This window comes from Carboxylicivirga sediminis (assembly GCF_018156225.1).
Classification (GTDB): Bacteria; Bacteroidota; Bacteroidia; order Bacteroidales; family Marinilabiliaceae; genus Carboxylicivirga; species Carboxylicivirga sediminis.
The window spans coordinates 161,045-180,126 of sequence record NZ_JAGTAR010000002.1; the positions used below are offsets into that span (position 1 = coordinate 161,045).

22 protein-coding genes are annotated in these 19,082 nt (G+C 41.8%); all 22 read left to right on the forward strand.

The genetic code is table 11. The features are described 5' to 3' along the window. The first annotated feature begins 1 nt into the window (after position 1). The 22 genes from KDU71_RS02510 to KDU71_RS02610 all read left to right on the forward strand — a co-directional run bounded on the left by KDU71_RS02510 (position 2) and on the right by KDU71_RS02610 (position 19,081). Complete coding sequence (locus tag KDU71_RS02510) at positions 2-613, forward strand: hypothetical protein (RefSeq protein WP_212188321.1); 612 nt, start codon at positions 2-4, stop codon at positions 611-613. A gap of 44 nt (positions 614-657) precedes the next feature. Continuing rightward, entirely contained in the window at positions 658-1,140 is a 483-nt protein-coding gene (locus tag KDU71_RS02515; RefSeq protein WP_212188322.1) for a hypothetical protein, read from the forward strand. A gap of 155 nt (positions 1,141-1,295) precedes the next feature. Further along, positions 1,296-1,844, forward strand: coding sequence for a hypothetical protein (locus tag KDU71_RS02520; protein ID WP_212188323.1), 549 nt, complete (start codon positions 1,296-1,298; stop codon positions 1,842-1,844). Positions 1,845-1,925: 81 nt separating this feature from the next. Further along, entirely contained in the window at positions 1,926-2,309 is a 384-nt protein-coding gene (locus KDU71_RS02525; protein WP_212188324.1) for a hypothetical protein, read from the forward strand. 6 nt (positions 2,310-2,315) lie between these two features. After that, a complete protein-coding gene (locus tag KDU71_RS02530) occupies positions 2,316-2,603 on the forward strand; it encodes a hypothetical protein (protein ID WP_212188325.1) in 288 nt (95 codons plus the stop codon). A gap of 3 nt (positions 2,604-2,606) precedes the next feature. Then, positions 2,607-3,884, forward strand: coding sequence for a hypothetical protein (locus KDU71_RS02535; RefSeq protein WP_212188326.1), 1,278 nt, complete (start codon positions 2,607-2,609; stop codon positions 3,882-3,884). Further along, the gene (locus KDU71_RS02540; RefSeq protein ID WP_212188327.1) at positions 3,884-4,717 is read left to right on the forward strand and encodes a hypothetical protein; all 834 of its coding nucleotides are present in this window, start codon (positions 3,884-3,886) and stop codon (positions 4,715-4,717) included. The genes KDU71_RS02535 and KDU71_RS02540 overlap by 1 nt, the downstream gene beginning before the upstream one ends. Beyond that, positions 4,717-7,593: a hypothetical protein gene (locus KDU71_RS02545; protein ID WP_212188328.1), complete on the forward strand. Its 2,877-nt coding sequence runs from the start codon at positions 4,717-4,719 to the stop codon at positions 7,591-7,593. Before KDU71_RS02540 ends, KDU71_RS02545 begins: the two co-directional genes overlap by 1 nt. Before the next feature lie 3 nt (positions 7,594-7,596). Continuing rightward, positions 7,597-8,151, forward strand: a complete 555-nt coding sequence (locus KDU71_RS02550; RefSeq protein WP_212188329.1) for a hypothetical protein — start codon at positions 7,597-7,599, stop codon at positions 8,149-8,151. A 149-nt stretch (positions 8,152-8,300) separates the two neighbouring features. Continuing rightward, on the forward strand, positions 8,301-8,765 hold the full coding sequence (locus KDU71_RS02555) for a BAR domain-containing protein (RefSeq protein ID WP_212188330.1): 465 nt from the start codon (positions 8,301-8,303) through the stop codon (positions 8,763-8,765). Then, on the forward strand, positions 8,743-9,813 hold the full coding sequence (locus tag KDU71_RS02560; protein WP_212188331.1) for a hypothetical protein: 1,071 nt from the start codon (positions 8,743-8,745) through the stop codon (positions 9,811-9,813). The genes KDU71_RS02555 and KDU71_RS02560 overlap by 23 nt, the downstream gene beginning before the upstream one ends. Before the next feature lie 27 nt (positions 9,814-9,840). After that, positions 9,841-10,623 carry a hypothetical protein gene (locus KDU71_RS02565; protein WP_212188332.1) on the forward strand — a complete coding sequence of 261 codons (783 nt, stop codon included), beginning with the start codon at positions 9,841-9,843 and terminating at the stop codon, positions 10,621-10,623. Further along, complete coding sequence (locus tag KDU71_RS02570) at positions 10,623-10,805, forward strand: hypothetical protein (protein WP_212188333.1); 183 nt, start codon at positions 10,623-10,625, stop codon at positions 10,803-10,805. Before KDU71_RS02565 ends, KDU71_RS02570 begins: the two co-directional genes overlap by 1 nt. Further along, positions 10,805-11,299, forward strand: coding sequence for a hypothetical protein (locus KDU71_RS02575; RefSeq protein ID WP_212188334.1), 495 nt, complete (start codon positions 10,805-10,807; stop codon positions 11,297-11,299). Before KDU71_RS02570 ends, KDU71_RS02575 begins: the two co-directional genes overlap by 1 nt. Beyond that, complete coding sequence (locus KDU71_RS02580) at positions 11,299-11,937, forward strand: hypothetical protein (RefSeq protein WP_212188335.1); 639 nt, start codon at positions 11,299-11,301, stop codon at positions 11,935-11,937. The genes KDU71_RS02575 and KDU71_RS02580 overlap by 1 nt, the downstream gene beginning before the upstream one ends. 3 nt (positions 11,938-11,940) lie before the next feature. Then, positions 11,941-12,555 carry a glycoside hydrolase family 108 protein gene (locus KDU71_RS02585; protein WP_212188336.1) on the forward strand — a complete coding sequence of 205 codons (615 nt, stop codon included), beginning with the start codon at positions 11,941-11,943 and terminating at the stop codon, positions 12,553-12,555. Between the two features lie 12 nt (positions 12,556-12,567). Then, entirely contained in the window at positions 12,568-12,987 is a 420-nt protein-coding gene (locus tag KDU71_RS02590; RefSeq protein ID WP_212188337.1) for a hypothetical protein, read from the forward strand. Positions 12,988-12,990: 3 nt separating this feature from the next. Further along, the gene (locus tag KDU71_RS02595; protein WP_212188338.1) at positions 12,991-13,164 is read left to right on the forward strand and encodes a hypothetical protein; all 174 of its coding nucleotides are present in this window, start codon (positions 12,991-12,993) and stop codon (positions 13,162-13,164) included. Between the two features lies 1 nt (position 13,165). Beyond that, entirely contained in the window at positions 13,166-13,294 is a 129-nt protein-coding gene (locus KDU71_RS23150; protein WP_262898241.1) for a hypothetical protein, read from the forward strand. Positions 13,295-13,304: 10 nt separating this feature from the next. Next, complete coding sequence (locus KDU71_RS02600; RefSeq protein ID WP_212188339.1) at positions 13,305-13,526, forward strand: hypothetical protein; 222 nt, start codon at positions 13,305-13,307, stop codon at positions 13,524-13,526. 135 nt (positions 13,527-13,661) lie between these two features. Then, positions 13,662-14,693, forward strand: coding sequence for a hypothetical protein (locus KDU71_RS02605; protein WP_212188340.1), 1,032 nt, complete (start codon positions 13,662-13,664; stop codon positions 14,691-14,693). Further along, positions 14,690-19,081, forward strand: a complete 4,392-nt coding sequence (locus tag KDU71_RS02610) for a strawberry notch-like NTP hydrolase domain-containing protein (RefSeq protein WP_212188341.1) — start codon at positions 14,690-14,692, stop codon at positions 19,079-19,081. The genes KDU71_RS02605 and KDU71_RS02610 overlap by 4 nt, the downstream gene beginning before the upstream one ends. Position 19,082: the final 1 nt, after the last annotated feature.

Consider the following 19,082-nt stretch of genomic DNA (forward strand, 5'->3'; position numbering starts at 1 on the left):
AATGACAACAACCATCTACTATGCTCCTGATGCCGTTGGAAGCCTGGCTTCCATCTTCACTGATGGCACATACTTGTATGAGCGTGTGCATCAAATCGGCAGCCTGGGCGCATTGGATGGATGGTTAAGACGCATTGGAAAGAAGTTTAAACGAGGCATTAAGAAGTTTGGTAAAGGCATTGCAAAAGTGGCTAAAAAGGTAGGCAAAGTAGCCGTTAAGGTGGTTAAAACAGCCCTGCCGATAGTCAATACCGCGCTGACTTTTATCCCAGGCGTTGGATGGGCGGCCAAAGCTGCACTCACCGTAGCAGAAGAAGGCATTAAGGCCATTGACAAAGCCAGTAAAAGGCGCAAACAGCGCAAACTTCAAAAGAAGCTGAACAGCATGAATACCAGGTTAGCCAAACGCGCTAACAAGGTTAAGCCAACTCAGCGAATTGACAAGGCTCCAATTTCTCAAATAAACCAGGTGAAGCTCACACCAGTCAAGCCGGCTCCACCGCGCTATTCTGCAATGGATTTCATGCGGATTAATGCAGCGGTACAGCGTGACAGAGTGAAAGTTGATGATGTTGTCAACCTCGTGCGAAGCCAGGTGAAACAAAACTATTAACGATTAAAAATTAACCGGCTAATGCCGACAAACAAGTAAATCAAATGAGTACAGAATTAAAAAAAATCGGAGCAGTAGCCGGTGGAGCATTTATCGGCGGAGCTGCCATGAAGATGACAAAGAAGTCCGATGGTACTTCTAATCCTATCGGTTCAATTGGAGCTGCCGGCGTGGGTATTTACCTGGCCATGAAAAGCAAATCACCAATCCTTAAAAACCTGGGCTATGGTTTAGCCGCAGTTGGTGTGGTGGGCGTTGTGGGCAATGTTGCTCAAAAGGTGCCAATGATGCAGAAATTCACGCCTACCATCAATGGTTTAGGTGAGTTGTACGAGGATGAAGAAGGCAACATCATCGAGTTAGGTGGTGTAAATGGGCCACAGCTTGTACAGGACAGCAATGGTAACACCTACATGGTTGATGGCCTGGCAGGTGATGACCTGAATGACCTGGTAGGTTTTGAAGACGAAGAGTTCGACGAGTACGAAGACCTTTCAGGGGTAGGCGAGTTGCAAGACTTAGTCTAAGCAACCTAAAGTAACCACCCACAAACAAAGCAAACAAGTGAAGAATACCACCGCCAGGTGCGGTGGGTTTTTAAGTAACTAAATAAAAAAGCAGTCAGATGTTAAAGACAGACTACACAAAAGGACAGCGCGTATTACTCGCAAAAAAAAGCTTGATGAACAAGCAAATGCAAGCGGATTTCCGTGATCAAAAAGTTCGCTTCATGGATTCAGATGTTAACCACATCGCAGATATCACAACTGCCGGTGGTGTGTACGACTTGTTGCGTACAACCAACGATAAGATTGTTGGTCAGAGTGATTTTGACAGTAACAAGCTTGAAGCAGGTGTAAACGTTGCTGTTGAGAAAATTAAAATTGGATATGGTAAGGCTGTTGCAGCTGATAACACACCAATTAAAGACATCGTATTCTCTTCATTGGCCGGTGCTATGCCTGAAGCCTTGAAGCGTGCGAAGTTGATCATTAAGCAAGACAACAAAACGTTGTTAAAGCTGCCTGTTGAGCGCTTCACACAAGGAGCCGTATCAACCAAAACCCAGGGCGAGGAAGATGCGCTTGAGTTAGGAACTCCACTGGTATTAATCGAGCAGAAGCCGATTGATATTCAAATTGAGTTTGGTCAGGGTGCCGATATTGTAGCCGGCCTTGACAAGCATTACTTACAAGTTCGCTTGATGGGTACTGAAACTGCCGCTAAGTAGGTTTTTTTCATAAAAGAGGGTTATTAATTTGAGAAAGGGTGGTGATTGTCACCACCCTTTTTTAATAAACACTAAAGCACAATGGAAAATAGAAAAGAATATTTCATCCAATCAGAAACAATCAGTTTTGCTACTGGCATAACCGCAGGAACCAGGCGTACTGAAGTGGTTCTAAATTCAGCCTACGAGCGTTGTATTGGTGTTGCAATCTTTGAGACTAAAGATGGTGGCGGGCCTTACCGTATTGGTCTTGATGACAAGGATAAGCAATACATCTCAGTAGTGCATAAAGACATGCTTATTTCATCACCGGCAGCCGGTATGAAGATTGAGGATCGCTTTTTAAAGCAAAACATCAAAGCCGGTGGCCATAAGGTGCAAATATCAACGGCCATTCCTGCCAACCTGGCAAGTGACCTGGAATATGATTTTGTATTCCTACTGGAACGTGAACCACAGAAATAGTAAAGCATGAATCTACTCAAAATGAAAGTGGTAGTTGATTCTGCCACTAAAAACAATGACACATTTGATGTTAACAATTGTGTGGGTTTTACGGTCATCAATAAAGGTGCATCGGACTGTACACTGCATTACGAGGGTGGTGCAGCATTAATGACAGTTGCCAAAGATACAGCACGTGAATTTCCTGGACACTCAGGTTACACCTACTTTGGAACCATGCAAATAAAGTTTGTCGGCTCCAACGAGGGTGATGTTGAAATCATCAAAAGCGTAGCATCCACCGAAGAATCGTAAAACATGAGTACGGGTAGAATCATACAAAATAATACAGGGCAAAAGGCCGAGGCTCCGATACAAGTTTATGTGTCGGATGGAACACACAAGTATCCATACGGCCACCCTGATTATTTCTCTTCGCTTAAACCCGATGGGATGGTGCTGTTAGACCTCAAAAAGAACGAGTACAGCGAGTTTCGTGTAGATACAGATCGTGACTTCACCATTTCACTATATCAACACATGGTTGGTTCCAGGTATAAGCTATTTGTGTACCGGAGTCAGGACACACCAATCAACATCCATTTTAATGGCGAAGCCCAGGTCTTTACCGTAAAAGGCACTCCTGATGGTCAGAGCTTCATTGTGCTTAATATTGAGGTAGCAGAACTTGCCGGCAAGCTCATTAACCGCATTGGTGCCACATCCGAGAAGTTGGAGGAATTAGTATCAAGCCTTAATAGTTCAGCCATTAAGTTGAGTGAGGATGTTACTTTCAACGGAGTTAGCCAGGGCAGTTATAATGATGGTGACACCATTCAAAAAGACACCATTCTAACGGAAATACTAAAGAAATTCGCACAGAAAACACTACCGGTTACTTACTCAGCTCCAAGTATGGGATTAACCCCATCGAGCCAAAGTGTAGAAGCCGGAACCAACGTTGCACCAAACATTGCGGCCACATTCACACAGCGAGATGCCGGTGCAATCAATCGCTATCTGCTTCAATTATCAACTGCCGGTGCTGCTAATGTTAACCTGGTAGATGCTGCCATACTACAAGCCTATGCCCAGGCAAACATCCAGGTGCAGGATGGTCAACACCTCAGTTACACGGCCACCATCTTTTATGACGAGGGCATTACCAAAGTCAATAATGTGGGCCAGGAAGATCCAACCGGTAAAATACTGGCCGGTAGCCTGGTAAAAAACCTTATTTACACAGGCGTTCGTCAAGCTTTTTATGGCATGGACACAACCAATGCCAATCCAACAACAAGTGCGCAGATTCGCGCCTTATCGGGTAAAAAATTAAATCCGGCCAACGGAACCACATTCGCACTAAACATACCGGCCGGAACCAAACGAGTTATCATTGCCTACCCTGACACATTGCGCGACCTATCAAGCGTGAAATATGTAGAGCTAGGTAATGCAGAGGTAGCGGACACCTTTACCAAACTGGCCATTAATGTAGAGGGGGCCAACGGCTACCAGGCTATTGGCTATAAAGTGTACGTGTACATTCCTGATGTGGCCTTTAACGCAAGTGCAACCTATAACGTGACTATTTAATGGCAGTACAAGCATTACCCATACCCAAACCATACAAGCGACTAGGCGCATTCCCAATAGATGAAGATTCAGTCTTTTATGACCTGGCTTCAATGGAGGCATACATAGCCGGTGGTTCAGCTTATCCTGGACACGTAGTTTCCCTGGTTAGCATCGTTCAAAATAAGGTTGATACCTTTAAGATTCTGCCGGATAAAAGTTACTTACCTACTGGTGGAACTGATGAGAAAAACAAAGGTTGGAAAGCCACAGAAGCACAACTAAACACCGACCTACCGGTTGGCGAAAGTGGTTGGTTTGCCCTGGTTGGCGAAACCGATACATTTTGGACATGGGATGCAGATACAAATGCCTGGGTAAATACCGACAGCAAACAAGCGCCAATATCGGTAGATGCCAATCCTATTGAGGGAAGCATGAATCCGGTTAGTTCCGGTGGTGTTTATGCTGCTCTTTCTGCCATAAAAACGCGCAGACAATTAAATCCAGGAACAAATATTTCATCGGATGCACAAACAATAAGCATCGACTGCAGCAAACAAGCAGTACACCGCTATTCCTTTTCCGATGGTGTAATAACTGGTATTATATCATTCAGCAATATATCGTCAATTGAAGAATACAAGAATAAACTAATCATTGATAATTCAGCCAACAATTCAGGGTTGACACTAACACTCAATGATAACAGCGGTGGAATAACATTAGACAATGCAACCAACGATTTTCCTGGCAATTATCCAAACATTAATATCCCCCCAAAAACCAAGTGGATTCTGAGAATTGAGAATGAAAGTGATTCTGTTATTTACATTAATTACATCGAAAGATAATGGCAGAGAACAGGGCTAATAATGCTTTAGCAGTTTTAGGTAAGGTAAATAATACACAGTTTGAAGATGTTATCCATACTGGAACTCCGCGCCCTGTACAAAGGGGTAGGTGCTACAATTTTACCGGACATGGAATTGAAGAGATACACATTCCTGCAACGAATGATGTGGTCACTTATGCAACTGCATTAGATATTAATGGAAATATTATTGATGATGTGGCGGCTCTTTTTTCCGTTGACAAATACATAGTCACCTATGGTAAGGCTATTTTCAATATCAAGCTATGGACAAAGGCAACCCCACCCACAAATGAGGAAATCTTTCAATTCTACCATAATGACTTTAGTGATTTATTTACCTGGTTAAAAGCAGATGAAGGTAGTGGAAGTATAGCATACAAGGCATGGTCCGGTGGTGTCAATGGAACTATCGTTGATGCAATTACAGTTCCATATGAACAGGACATGAATAGCATACATCAATATCAAGATATATTCAGTTGGCATAATGAAGTTGGTTATTCTCTCAAGAAATTCTATGACCTACGAGCCGAAAACTATTATGCTGATGACGCACCTCCTGTTTATTTGCACCAGGTATCTCAATTCGCATTGCAGAATGGTTTAGGTGTATTATACACTACAAGAATACGAAAACGAGTTCCGAGTTTAGGTGCTGGTGCTGAATGGGGAGTAGCATATATACCCCCAGTGGTTGGTGATAATAAAGCAATATTAACACCTTATCCTGAGGGGATCTATTTGTCTAATGATAGTTATGGAGCTTCCGGATTATCTATTGTTAAGGGAAGCACCGATCCAAACTTTCCAAATGCAAGATTTGAATTTGATGCTGAGTTTTTTGGTGGACAAATGAACTTAGTCGTTAGAAACTTAATAGACTTCTTAAAACCATTAAATGATAAGGTTACTGAAATAGTTAGTACAGCAGGATTAGCTAACAACTATTCAAATACGATTTACAACTGGTACACCACCACAGCTACCCAAGCCGAAAAGGACGCTTTAGATGCAACGATACCAAACGACATGGATGGTTCTAAAGTAAATTATGAGAGGTTTTATGATGACTTAGTTGGTGGTCACAAGGGCAATAAAATATCCAATATTGCAAACGAGGCAATCAAATACACCCATCCCACACCTATCACAGGTAAATTCACCTTATTACAGGGACAGATTCACAATAATAACACTTCGCACTTTGCTACACTATATAGTGGATTGGAGTTTTCAATAGCCTCAATAGCGATGGATTACAACAACCTGGGTGAAGAGAATAACTACATGCTACTGAAAGATGCTAGGCTCTTTACACTGGAAGATATTTTAATCCCCAGGGCAGAAGATATAAAACTACCACCCTTTAAAGATGTAACTGGTGGTCTATTAGATTACTTCGGAAAATGTCAGAATAATGCTGATTGTGTGAATAGTGCATGTTATACCGGTAACAACGCAGGCTTCTATCGTTTGACTGAAACCAATTTTACCAACTTAACAAATTTCGAGTTTAGTTTTTGGATTCAACCGCTAAGTGCGGATGGAGTAGAATTAAATTTAACAGTGGTTGCAAAATATAAATACAGCAGTTCTTCAAGTTTTCAAGTAACACGTACCGCAAGCTCTGGCCCGATTGGAATAAGTGTAACAGACGATACTGGTGCAACACATCGAATTGATATAATACCCAATGCTTCAATCATTAATAATATTGGGGCCGTTCTAAAAGGAACTGTAAAAATATATGGCACTACATTGAAAGGTTATTTCAATGATGTTTTGACCGACAGTACAACAATGAGTGGTAATATGCGTATTTGGGATGGTCCATTTACAATAGGAGCTACTAATGAAGGCGCAGGAGTCCTTAGAAATATTTACAATTTTCTACAATTTGAATTAAAGGAGCTAGATATTGCTGGTAATCAAGTTAAGACTTTATCATTTATAAATTTTGACCAACCTATAGTAGATCCAACTAACCACATCGCATTTTCAAAAACACAATCTAACCATGCAACTCTAATAAATGGCTCACTTGCTAACTATGGTCGTCAGAATGTCTTTCATGATTTAATGGTCAATGGATTTAGTGGAGGTAAAGCTGGTCAGTACGTTTTCAATATTACAAATATGAAAGAAGCCTTTGACAATGGACTATTCACTGTTGAGTTTGGGTCAGGTTCTGGGCATGCTTACAGATTTGAGTCAAATGGAGACTTAATTATGAGTGCTACTAGCTCTGGTTCATTTATAATAAAGTTCACTGAGAGGATGTACTACCTGTCATATACTGGAGATATGAATCTCACACCAAAAGTGTCTTATGTAAGGTGGCTTGGTAGTCAAACAGCAACCGACACATACCCTAAATCAGGGAAGCCTACCCAAAGCGATGGAAGACCTTCTATCAGCAATCCTGGCACTGGCTTTGGCAATATATTATTTATGGCATTTTTTAATAACGATACTGAATATACAATGAAATCTGTTTCGCTTAAATACGATGGAGAATGTATCCCTGCAAGTGTCGATGATCCAACCAAAGATGCTACAAATAACGTATTACAAGTTGTCCAGGACGGTAAATCATTTCTTGATTGTGGAACTGAGTTATTAGCACCTAGAACACCTGATTTTGTGCAGAGTGACATTAACGATAACATCCTGTTTGACATTAATGGCACACCCTTTCCCCAGTCATTTGCAAGTATCCAGGGTGTAAATGATAATAAATTCTTTGCCGATGTAAATCAAAAACCTAATGGCATTATTAGAAATATAAGATTCCATAAAGCACCATTATCAAGAAACCAATTAGACACTGAAAAACGCACTACAAACAATTAAGCCATGATTAAAATTACTATACCAAGCAAGTATATCAAGCGTTCAATCCTGAATGCTACCGATGAAACAATCCCTGCCCTGGTTGAATATGCGGCTCAAATGACCAATGTGTATGGGATATTACCAAAATCAAAAGGAGGCATAAGTACATCGGAACTAATTGATGATGCCGAAGTCGATTTTGACATTGACCATTTAAGGCTATTAAGCCAGGTTCCTGGTGCAATGGTTGTAGGCTTTAAGGCAAAGGCATATTTCAAGGTAGCAGACATGAATACGTTTGTTCCGGACTATTTACCCAACGCCATAAAAGCAGCGTTATTGGATGAAAACGGAGTTGAGATTGAACCTGCAAAATTGAAAACATGGAACGAATGGGTTCTACCAAACTATAAAATTGATGCCATTGAGGAAGATGTAAACGGTACAATAAAAACGTTCTATTGGTTTCTGAATTTTGCCGGAACTGGCTATTCCCTGCCATCTGATATTGTATTGCGACTATTTGATGAAAGTAGCATTGAATTGCTTAATGAGAAGCCTCTTTTAAATGTGTAGCAACTAATTGAGATAGCGAATTCTTATTACAATCCCCTTTAGAAAAACCCCCAAAAACCACCAAATCGGGAAGAAAACCCCCCGAAACTGCAAAAAACCGAAAGCGTGATTATGAAGACTAATATTTTAACATCGAAAATCAGACAAAAATGCGCGAGACGTTTAAAAATGCAGTTATTAACAACATCGGCAGAATCATTGCCGGTTTAATCGTTACTGCCGTTCTAGGAGTAATTTCAACCATTGTAGTTGAGCCAGTTAAAGAAGTGGTAAACATGCCAGGCGAAGTCAAAGAAGCTCTCCAGGACTTAGGCCAAAAGCAACAACAATTAGAATCCAGGCAAATACAACTTTTCAACACCCTGGACAAGCAATCAAAGGCCGATAGTGCTATTTATCAGCAGCTTGAGAAACTCAATAAATCCAATGGAATGCTACAAAAGGAAGTATCCGTTGTCAATACTAAGCTTGCTATTATACGCGATGAGCTACCGGCCCTGCACGAACGGTTCAATGATATCGAAAATACGGTAAAGAACATTAGAACATACAGCGATTACGCTTATCAACCATCATTTAATTCATATTTCAATGAACAACAAACCACTAATTAACCAGGTTAGTGAGGGCATTCAGTATGCCTTAGGAATGGAGCCAAAAACCAAAGGCACATTCGTTCCTAAACTAAAGAAGCTGCCCGAGGTGAAGATACCACCTACCAAAGAAGAGAAAAGAGCAGCTTACCTGAAAAGGCGCAAGAAAGCAGCCTTTAATAAGCGTTTTAACAACCTGGAAAAAGGTCAGAGAAGCACTACCAGGTTAAATCGCAGCTTGCATCATGGTGTCAAACAAGTTAACAGGGCCAAGCGTGAGCATGTGGCCATGAAGCGCACCATTGCATCTAATCGCAAAACCATTTCTCAATTGAAAAGAGAGATAAAGGCACAAAACCAACTTATTCGTCGCATGATGAAACGTTGGGAGCAAAAAAATGCGGCCACATTGCGTAGAATGGATGCGAAGTTTCGCAGTCAGCTAAAGCATAACCAGGAAATAGCCTTTCGCAAGTATGCTAAACAGTTAGCAAAAAAAAAGCGTCCATCATCCTTGGTGAACACAAGAAGAAAGGCCAAAGTTTCAACGCGGAGACCTTTAAAGCGTCGAAGTATTTCAAATCATCGTCGCAGGGTTATTTCTTCCCCTGGCAGAAGATCCTTTACGGCAAAGAAAAGGTCAAGTTCTAAACGCAGGGTTGTTCGTAAGCCGGTACGCAGAGTAATAAAACGCAGACCAACATTAAAACGCTCATACCGCAAACCAACCAGGCGTATTGTTCGCAGACCTACCAGACGTAAAATTGTTAGGAGGCCGAGCAGAGCACAAAGAAACCTAATCCGCAGACTTTCTAAAAGAAAAGGTTTCCGCAGGGTAATTAAGAAGCTTGCTAATCGTAAGAGGTTGATGAAGCGCTCATATCGCAAACCAACCAGGCGCATTGTTCGCAGACCAACCAGGCGTAAAGTTGTCAGCAGAAGCAAAAATTCAAAGGCTGAAATAGCCAGGCAACTGCGGGCACAAGCAGCCAGGGTAAGAGCCAAACACCTGGCTAAAATGCGCAAGCGCAGACGCTCACCGTTCAGACGATTATTCAGACGCAGATAAACTATTCATACATAAACCGCACTAATTATGGATATTAAACAGACAGCACAGCATTTACAGAGGTTGGGGCAACCGTTCGACGTTATCATTAGAGTTAATGGCGTCGAACGGCAACTTTACAAGAACCTTACACCAACGGACGTTGAATCTTTAATCAAAGAGGTTAAAGACAGTCATAATCCGGAAGCAATCATCATACAGGAGAAACGCAAAAACGGTTCGAGCAATGTAAGAGAGGGCGATCCCTACGCTGTTGCATTAAATGGACTTGAAAATACACCGGCTATGGCTCCATCTACACCACAGGCTTTAAACGTTCCGGCCGATTTTAAGGATTACATGATTCAGGACTTAAAAGAGAAATTGTCAAAAGCTGAAAAGCGCAATGACAAACTTGAGACTGAAAACGAAACCTTAAAAAAGGAAAACTTCGAGCTTGAAAAAGAAAACAAGTACAAGGATCAGGAGTTTGAATTGGAGCGCAAAGGCCAGGAGTACGAGAAAAGTAACGGACTTGCCGGAATAATGGAAACCGTAGCAACCAATCCGGCTTTAGCCACCGTTGTTGGAACACTGGCCGGTCGTATCATGGGTATTGAGGTTCCGCAGATGGGAGCCATTGAGCCAGGCCCCGAACAACAGGCAGGCCCAACAGCTGACACCATTCAAGCCAAAGTTTCTGAAAACATCTCTAACTGGTTAGACCAACAAAGCGATGAAGTAGCCGGTGCATTCTTCCAGTTGGTTCAGACCGTTGCAGCCGATGTATCAAGAATCCCTGATGTAATTAACTTCTTAAATGCAGAGTAATGAAGCCTATTAATATCCCAGTTCAGGCCAATGTAACTAATATGTCAGAAGAAATAGACCTGGTATCAAGCATTCAGGCCATAGTGCAGAATGTGAGTGTCGAGAATCTTAAAGTTTTGGCAGAAAAGAGCAAAAAGCCTGGCATAAACAAAAAGATTCAAACGTATAAAAAGTTTATGTAATGGTACCATTTTTAGCAGCCGCCGCTAGTGGCGACACCATGAAAAAAGTAGGCATCGTAGTTGGTGCCGGTGCATTATTAGGATTAGGCTATTGGGGATATAAATCATACCAAAAGAAAGCCAATCAGAAGCAAGCCGCCAGGAAGTATGGCGATGGTTCAAAAGAGGGCAAAGCCGTTGAATATGCCGGTCAGATTTATTCTGCTTTACATGCCGGTTGGTTCAACATGGTAGAGGATGAAAAGTCGCTTTACAAAACAGCTCTTGAAATGCACAAAAATGGTGTTAACATGCGCTTAGTTGGCGATGCTTATCGTGACCTATATTCCAAAGAGTTGATTATGGAGCTTAATCGCTTATTGAAGCCGGAAGAGCTGACCATTTTCAACAATGCTTTAAATGGCAAATATCAGCCGGTTTCACAAACGGCTAAATACCTGAAAGCAGCTTCATACACTAATCCATTATTAACTCCTTTAACCTGGTTTTCCTAATGAAGAATTTAATCGCATTTGCCGGCATTGCTGCATTGGGGTATTACTTATACAATAAGTACGAGAACAACAACAGCAATAAAGAACTGGCCAGTCAACCAGGAACCTGGCCGCTAAAACGCGGAGCCAATAACAACCTGGTTAAAGAGGTTCAAAAAGCATTGATTAATCGCGGTGGCGATACGGCTCACCTGGTACTATCTGCCGGTGGAGCAACAGGCGTATTCAACGAACAAACAGAAAAAGCACTGACAACATTAGGTTATCCGGCTCAATTGAACCAGGAACACTACAATATGTTGATTGCAGATTCTAAAGTATTACGCAATGTAGCCTATGTGATTGATGTGGATGGAGCAACCCTGTTTACAGGAGTTGGCAACAACCATAGCCAGGAGTATGGTTATGGACGTGATCCTTTCACACATTTACCGGTTCGCACTCACCTGGGAACATCAACCGGCAACTATAAAAATGGTCTGGTTGAATTAACCACAAACATTAACGTTAAGCGCGTTAAGTTTTGGGTACCTACCGATAAGGTGGCAATGGTAAGCCAGGCCGAATATGATATGATGAAAACATCAAAAATTCTTGAGAAGAGCGATGATGTAAAATCTAAACTACTAAAACTCTAAGCCATGTTTAAAGATATACTTCCCGAAATACTTAAACACGAGGGTTACTATTCCAATCATTCCAATGACAGGGGCGGTGAAACTTACCGAGGCATAGCGCGTAAGTTTCACCCATCCTGGCCAGGGTGGAAAATCATTGACAGTGAAAAGCAAGCACGCGGTTCGCTGCCGCGCAATTATCGCAGCAATCACACACAGATGGAAGCACTTGTAGAGCAGTTTTACAAGTCAAAGTTTTGGGATAGAATCCTGTTAGACCAGGTAAATGATAGCTCATTGCAGCGCATCATATTCGATGCTTACGTTAATTCAGGTGGTAATGGCATCAAGCTTTTACAGCGTGTTCTACGCGACCAATTTGGCAAAAACATCCAGGTTGATGGTGCGCAAGGTCGATTGACAGTAGCCGCTATCAATAGTGTTAATCCGCAGCAATTATTCGAAGCCTATAAAGCAGCCAGGGCCAGTTACTACAATGCCATTGCTAAAAATGGTAATGAAGTCTTCCTGAAAGGTTGGTTAAACCGGCTATCATCATTCAACTATCAAGCCGTTGGAATATCCCTTGGGGTTGCTGCATTGGTAGGTGTTGCAGGTTTTTTTTTATCAAATATGTAATGCAATCTGACAATGAAAAAACTGTTTCAGAAATTCACTAACGCAGGAACGGCAGAGACTTTAAAGGCCGGCACGAAACTTATTGATGAAATATTCACCACCAAGGAAGAAAAGCTTCAGGGCAAAATGGAGCTCTTTAAAATGGCCATTACAGATCGTAATGATGCCAGGAGCATGTATGAGCATGATAGTTGGTTGCAGAAAGTATTTGCAATCTTTTTCCTTATTGCCTGGTGTGTTCTAACAACCATCATTCTTAATTATTTCATCTTTAAAACGGTGAACCTTCAAGATTGGCAGATAGCCTTTGTTAGTGGTATAAACGGTGGAATTACATCAAAACTAAACACGATTATTGACTTCCTTTTTGGTGGCAGCGTTAGTCGTGTGAATGATATTGAAATAGGAAAAAAACGAGGTAAAGATTCCTGATTCATGAACGAAAAAATTAAAGAAGCGGTTTATGTGGCTCTTTGCGGAGCCGCCTTTTACCAGGCAGCCAAGTATCTGAAAACAGATGCACCGGTTGCCCTGGTGATAGGTACAGCCGTAGGACAAATATTAGCAACTCCTTTAACCCGAAGCAATGAAAAAGGCAATACTTATTAGCATGGTTGGCGCGTGTTTTATCACTGGTTTAGGTTTAACTAAACCATCAACCGGCATAGCTCCATTACCATTGCGCATTGAAGTGCCTAAACCTCACAGACAGCGGATGAATAAACGTTACATCAATTAAATTCAGTAGCATGATAACATCATTTATACTAGGTGACAAAACTAAAACATTGCTGATAGGCGGTGCTATTATCGGAGGCTTAATCCTATTGTCTTCTGCATCGTCCGGAGAAACAAACAAACCGGCTCTTAATGGCACTCCTAAGAAAAAGTGCGCTAAGAAGCCAACTAAAAAAACGGCTACCCGAAAGCCATCAAGCCCAGGCCGCAAAACAGCCAATATAAAGATTTGAGTTATTACCAGGAACAACTCTTAAAACAGGTCAGCATACAGGACGTTGAAGCCTGGCTGACTTGTAACCCTGTTCCTAAATCCTGGCAGGGCGATAAGTGGAGTTATGCTTTTTGGTATATGGAAAGACCGTTCAATGACTAAAGAAGACCAATTTTACAAACACCTGGTAAAAGAGATAAGTGCCGGAACCAGGTACAATAAGCGTTCACTCGAAAAAGAGGGTGAACGTTTTGGCATTGTAGATAAGACCTGGATTAAAGAGTTATCCGAATTAGCTATTGTCACCATAGCCAGGCATCGAATTGCCAACAACCAGGATAAAGGTATTAAAGCAACGTTCGACGCGCTTGTTGACCTTTACAACACACAACACAACCTATCATTGCGAACATCGCACAGCATGATGTTGCAGCAATATTCCACCCCTGCACCCCTGGCCTATCTTGCTAGTAGATATGTGGAGAATGGAAAAGCTACGGCAAAGTATTTTGAGCCAAGTGCAGGGAATGGGCTATTGACCATTGCATTGCCTTACACACAGACATACGTCAATGAGTTGGATGATATTCGTTTATCCAATTTAAAAAGACAACCTTTTAAAGTTGTGAGTAACCAGGATGCAACCAGGCCATTCCACAAGTATCATCAATACTTTGATGGCATCACTACCAATCCACCATTCGCAACATTGGACGAACCAATTAAGGCCGGTGGGTTCCTGATTAAACACCTGGATCATGCAATGGCCATTACTGCCTTGGACACCATGAAAGATACCGGCAGGGCCGCTATTATCATTGGAGGGCATTCAACCTATGATGCAAAAGGCCGATTAACCAAGGGTAAAAACCGCATCTTCCTTAACTACTTATACCATCATTATAATGTGGAGGATGTTATTTCAATCAATGGTAAGAAGCTTTACACCAAGCAAGGAACCGGCTTTGATGTGCGTTTAATCCTCATTAATGGCCGCAAAGCTAAACCGGAGGGTGTGGCTCCATTGAAAAACGAGCAGCTATGCCAGGTTATCAATTCATACGAGGAATTATTTGAGCGTGTTGGATTGGAAGATAAACCGGAACCACCACAACCGGACAAAAAGAAATTGCTGAAGCTTCGTGCTAAAGCCATTGCATTAAAACAAAAACAATCTGCAAAATGAAAGGACTTATCACAATAAAAAACGGTGTTCTTTACGTGGATTTAGGCAAGAAAGCACCTATCCATGTAAATGGCCGTTTACGCGAATTAGGGTTTTCATCCAGGAACAATAAGAGTTACTTCCTGACAAAACCGTTAACCGAAAGCAAATGGGATTACCTCAATGGCCTGGTGCAATACGAGGGATTAGGGATGCCATACATACCGGCAGCCGAACAGGGTTTTATCCTGAATACCGTTGTACCCGATTCAATGGGCTATGAAATGCACATTGCTATCCGAAAGGTAAAAGCAGCCATTGGAAAACCATTATTTGACTACGTAAAAGAGAAGCTTCACTACACATCCGAGCAGTTAATCAAATCATTGGCAGCCGAACAAGTTGATAGTGTTGCCCTGGCCATCTACAACATTGAAGAGAAAAACCAGGGAATTATCATAGGCGACCAAACAGGTATTGGTAAAGGCCGCCAGGCTGCCGCAATGATCCGCTATGGAATAAAGCAGGGCATGACACCTATCTTCCTTTCCGAGAAACCAAACCTCTTTAGTGATATTTACCGTGACCTGGTGGATATTCAATCGGATGAATACACGCCTTTTATTGTTAATGCCAGGGATTCAAAAACACACATCAAAGATATTAATGGTAACATCGTTCACCAGGCATTGCCAAAGGTGCAACAAGACAAGATACTAAAGGCCGGTAAATTGCCAGGCGAATATGACTTTGTATGTGCTACCTATTCACAGTTTAACCAACCGGATAAAAAGCCATTAAAACCAAGCTTTTTGCAGAGAGTAGCAACCGATAGCCTGATTGTTATGGATGAAGCTCACAACTCATCTGGCAGTAGTAATACAGGCTTATTTATGCAGAGCGTTTTAAGGTTGACCAAAGGCGTAGTGTTCCTTTCTGCTACATATGCCAAGCGACCTGATAACATGCCAATATACGCACAGAAAACAGCCATGAGCGAGGCCAACATGACAAGTGAAGACCTGGTTGATGCCATTGCCAATGGAGGTGTAGCCTTACAGGAGGTTTTATCTTCTCAATTGGTATTAGAAGGCCAGTTAATTAGGCGTGAACGAAGCTTTGAGGGCGTTGAAGTCAATTACTTTAACCTGGATAAATACGCGAAAGAACATGAGCGCGTTGCTGACATTGTAACGGATATTATTCGTGACATTATTTCTTTCCAGGAAGTACACATCGATCCGGTCGTAGATGAACTGGATGATATTGCAGCCGCAGAGGGTAAGGAAGTAACCGAGCGCATGGGAACCAAACGAGCCGGCGTTGACAATTCACCTTATTTCTCAAAGGTTTTTAATGTGATTAATCAATTGCTCTTTTCTATCAAAGCCGAAGCAGTCGCAGACCACACTATTGAGTTACTAAAGCAAGGCATGAAGCCGGTTGTTGCATTCGCATCTACAATGGGAGCCTTTGTTGAAGACCTGGGCGATGTTGATGACATTGTTAAATCAGATTTTTCGGGTGTCCTGGAAAAAGGATTAGACAGCGTGATGCAAATCAGTGTTCGTAATCCGGATGGAAGCACAGCGAAGCAGCGCATCGAACTGGCAACCTTACCACAGCCATCGCAAAATGAGTATTACCGTATCCTGGATAAAATAGATAGAGTAAGTGTAGGCATTAGCGTTAGCCCTATTGACATCATTATTCAGAAGATTGAGGCGGCCGGATTCAGTGTAGGTGAAGTAACAGGCCGAAAGTTAGCCTTAAAATACGGTGATTTTAAGCTGACACCCCAAAGGGATAAAAGGCTTAAACTATCTGATATTCCAAAGTCAGTTAAACTCATCATGCCTGAATTTCAACAAAAGGCTATTGTCGGTAGCGAAGAACATTGGGGTATCCTGGAAAACTTCGAGAATACCATCAAACAAATACCAAAGATTGGAAAAAGCACCAAAGCCTATGATGAAGCCAGGAAGAAAACAGCAAGCGTATTGCAATTAAATGACTTTGTTTTTCCGAAGCTCCATTATTTTTATGGTGGTTCTGATTGGTATATCACAGAATGGGATGGGAAAGATATGTTTTATGGTTACACTATTCTGAATGGTGATATGCAGAATGCTGAGTTTGGCTATATCTCACGCGAGGAATTGACAAGCTTATACATGGGCCCACTAAAAGGAGGCGTAGAGCTTGACTTCTTCTTTGATGGTTCAAAGCCATTGAGCTATTACCTGAAAAGTGGCTTAAATGGTGTATCAATCAATACCAATGTAGCGCAGATTCTACGCAGAAAAAAAGAAAGCACCAATGACCTATTCAGACAATTTAATAACAATGAAATTGATTGTTTGCTGATCAATCAGAGTGGTTCTACCGGAGCTTCAGCACACGCCATCGTAACCGATAAAGTACCGGAGCATGAAGTTAAAAAGCGTGTCATGGTCATTCTCCAGGCAGAGCTTAATATCAATACCGAAATCCAAAAACGTGGACGTATTAACCGTACCGGCCAGGTATTGAAACCAAGATATGACTACCTTATTTCCACCATACCGGCAGAAAAGCGGCTAATGATGATGCTGAAAAAGAAGCTAAAATCATTGGATGCTAACACCACATCAAGCCAAAAAAGCAGTGAAGACCAATTGAAAAGTGATGACTTCCTGAATAAGTATGGTTCAAAGGTGGTGATGGAGTACTTAATTGAAAATCCGGCATTAAACCGAAAGTTAGGCGATCCTTTAGGTTTGGGTGGTGATGATGAGAAAACCGGAGCTAAAGACGATGAAAAGCCGCTTGACCATGCAGCTCATAAAGTATCGGGTCGCGTAGCAATTCTACCTATCAAAGAACAGGAACAATTCTACAACGATATTCTATTGCGTTATCATGATTACGTTGATTATTTGAAGCAAAACGATGAATACGACCTGGAACTTGAAACCCTGAATTTACAGGCTGAAACAATCTCCAAGAAAGTGATTAAGGCCGGTAAGGGTGGCACATCCGCATTTAGCCAGGACACTTTCATGGAGAAATGTGAGTGTAATGTACTTAAAAAGCCATTCAAACAAGATGAATTGGCTAAAGAATTGGCTGATGTATTGGATGGGCGATCAGGTGTTGATATTCGCAATGAAATAGTAAGCGCACATAACGAGTTTGTGGCCGATTCACTTAAAAGTGAATTATTGGCCGTAGAAGATAAGTATCACAACTTAATTCAGAATATAACCAACGAGCCAAAGTTTAAAAAGGCTAAAGATGAAGATGCGTATATCCAGGTTCGCACTAAAGAGCTTGAGGATGCAAAGGGTAAAAGTATAGCGCAAAAGACGAAAGAAATCAACAACCGAAAAGACTACATGAATAGTCTATTAATGTTCTTTACACCAGGTAGAGGATTATTAGTACCGGCACTAGGTTTTGATATGGGAGGCGAAAGTGTCAAAGCTCTTTGCCTGGGTGTAATGGTTGATATGAATCGTAAAAATCCATTTGCTCCATCCGCAGTAAAAGTGCGCATTGCCGTTGCTGATTCACGCAGACAATTAGCCTATCCTTGTTCCGGAGACACCGGCAAGGAATTGGAGCGTATCCAGGCACGAACTTACCGAATGAGTAGTGCCGATGCACAAAACGTCCTGGACAAATGGAACGAGCATACTTCCTCATTCCAAAAAAGTAGGCGTATCCGCTACATCTTTACCGGCAACTTATTACAGGCATCCGGTGACAATGGAAAGCTAGTTTCATATACAACAATGGCCGGTGATGTAAAGAAAGGTGTTCTGATGCCAGAGTCCTGGTCTCCTGGTAATGACAAAAACGAGACAAATAGTGATGCCTACGTAGTTGTATCGGCCAAAGATGCAGCGCACTATATCAAGTCAATGAGCATGGGGCACGGAGCAACCAGTGAAAATAAAATTGGTATCTTCCGAAACCCAAAAGGTTTCAAGTTTATTATCCCCAAAGGAAGAAGCACACAGGCCATTTACAAAGATGCTGATATCATTAACCTGGTAGAAAATGAGCATGGCTTTGAAATGGTTTCCGGCTCAATGACCGGTGTGGTTAGTGATTCAAATATTGTAAAGATTCTCGAACTAATGGGTAACCGGCATGGTATTTCATTCAAGGTTGGTCGTCAGATTTACGAAGACCACATCGAACCGAACCGAACCGGATTCCAGGATAGTGATAAGCTCACTGATGATGCAAAGAAGTACCTGGCTAACGATAAAGAATCGTTTGAGCAAAAGGTAATGATGCAGAACTCAAAAAGGCTAAAAAGTGACCAGAAAAAGTCCAAAAAAGACGATAAAACAAGGAAACTTAGATTATTAAAGTTACGTGCAAAGGCCATAATCATTAAACAGAAACAAGCAGCATAAT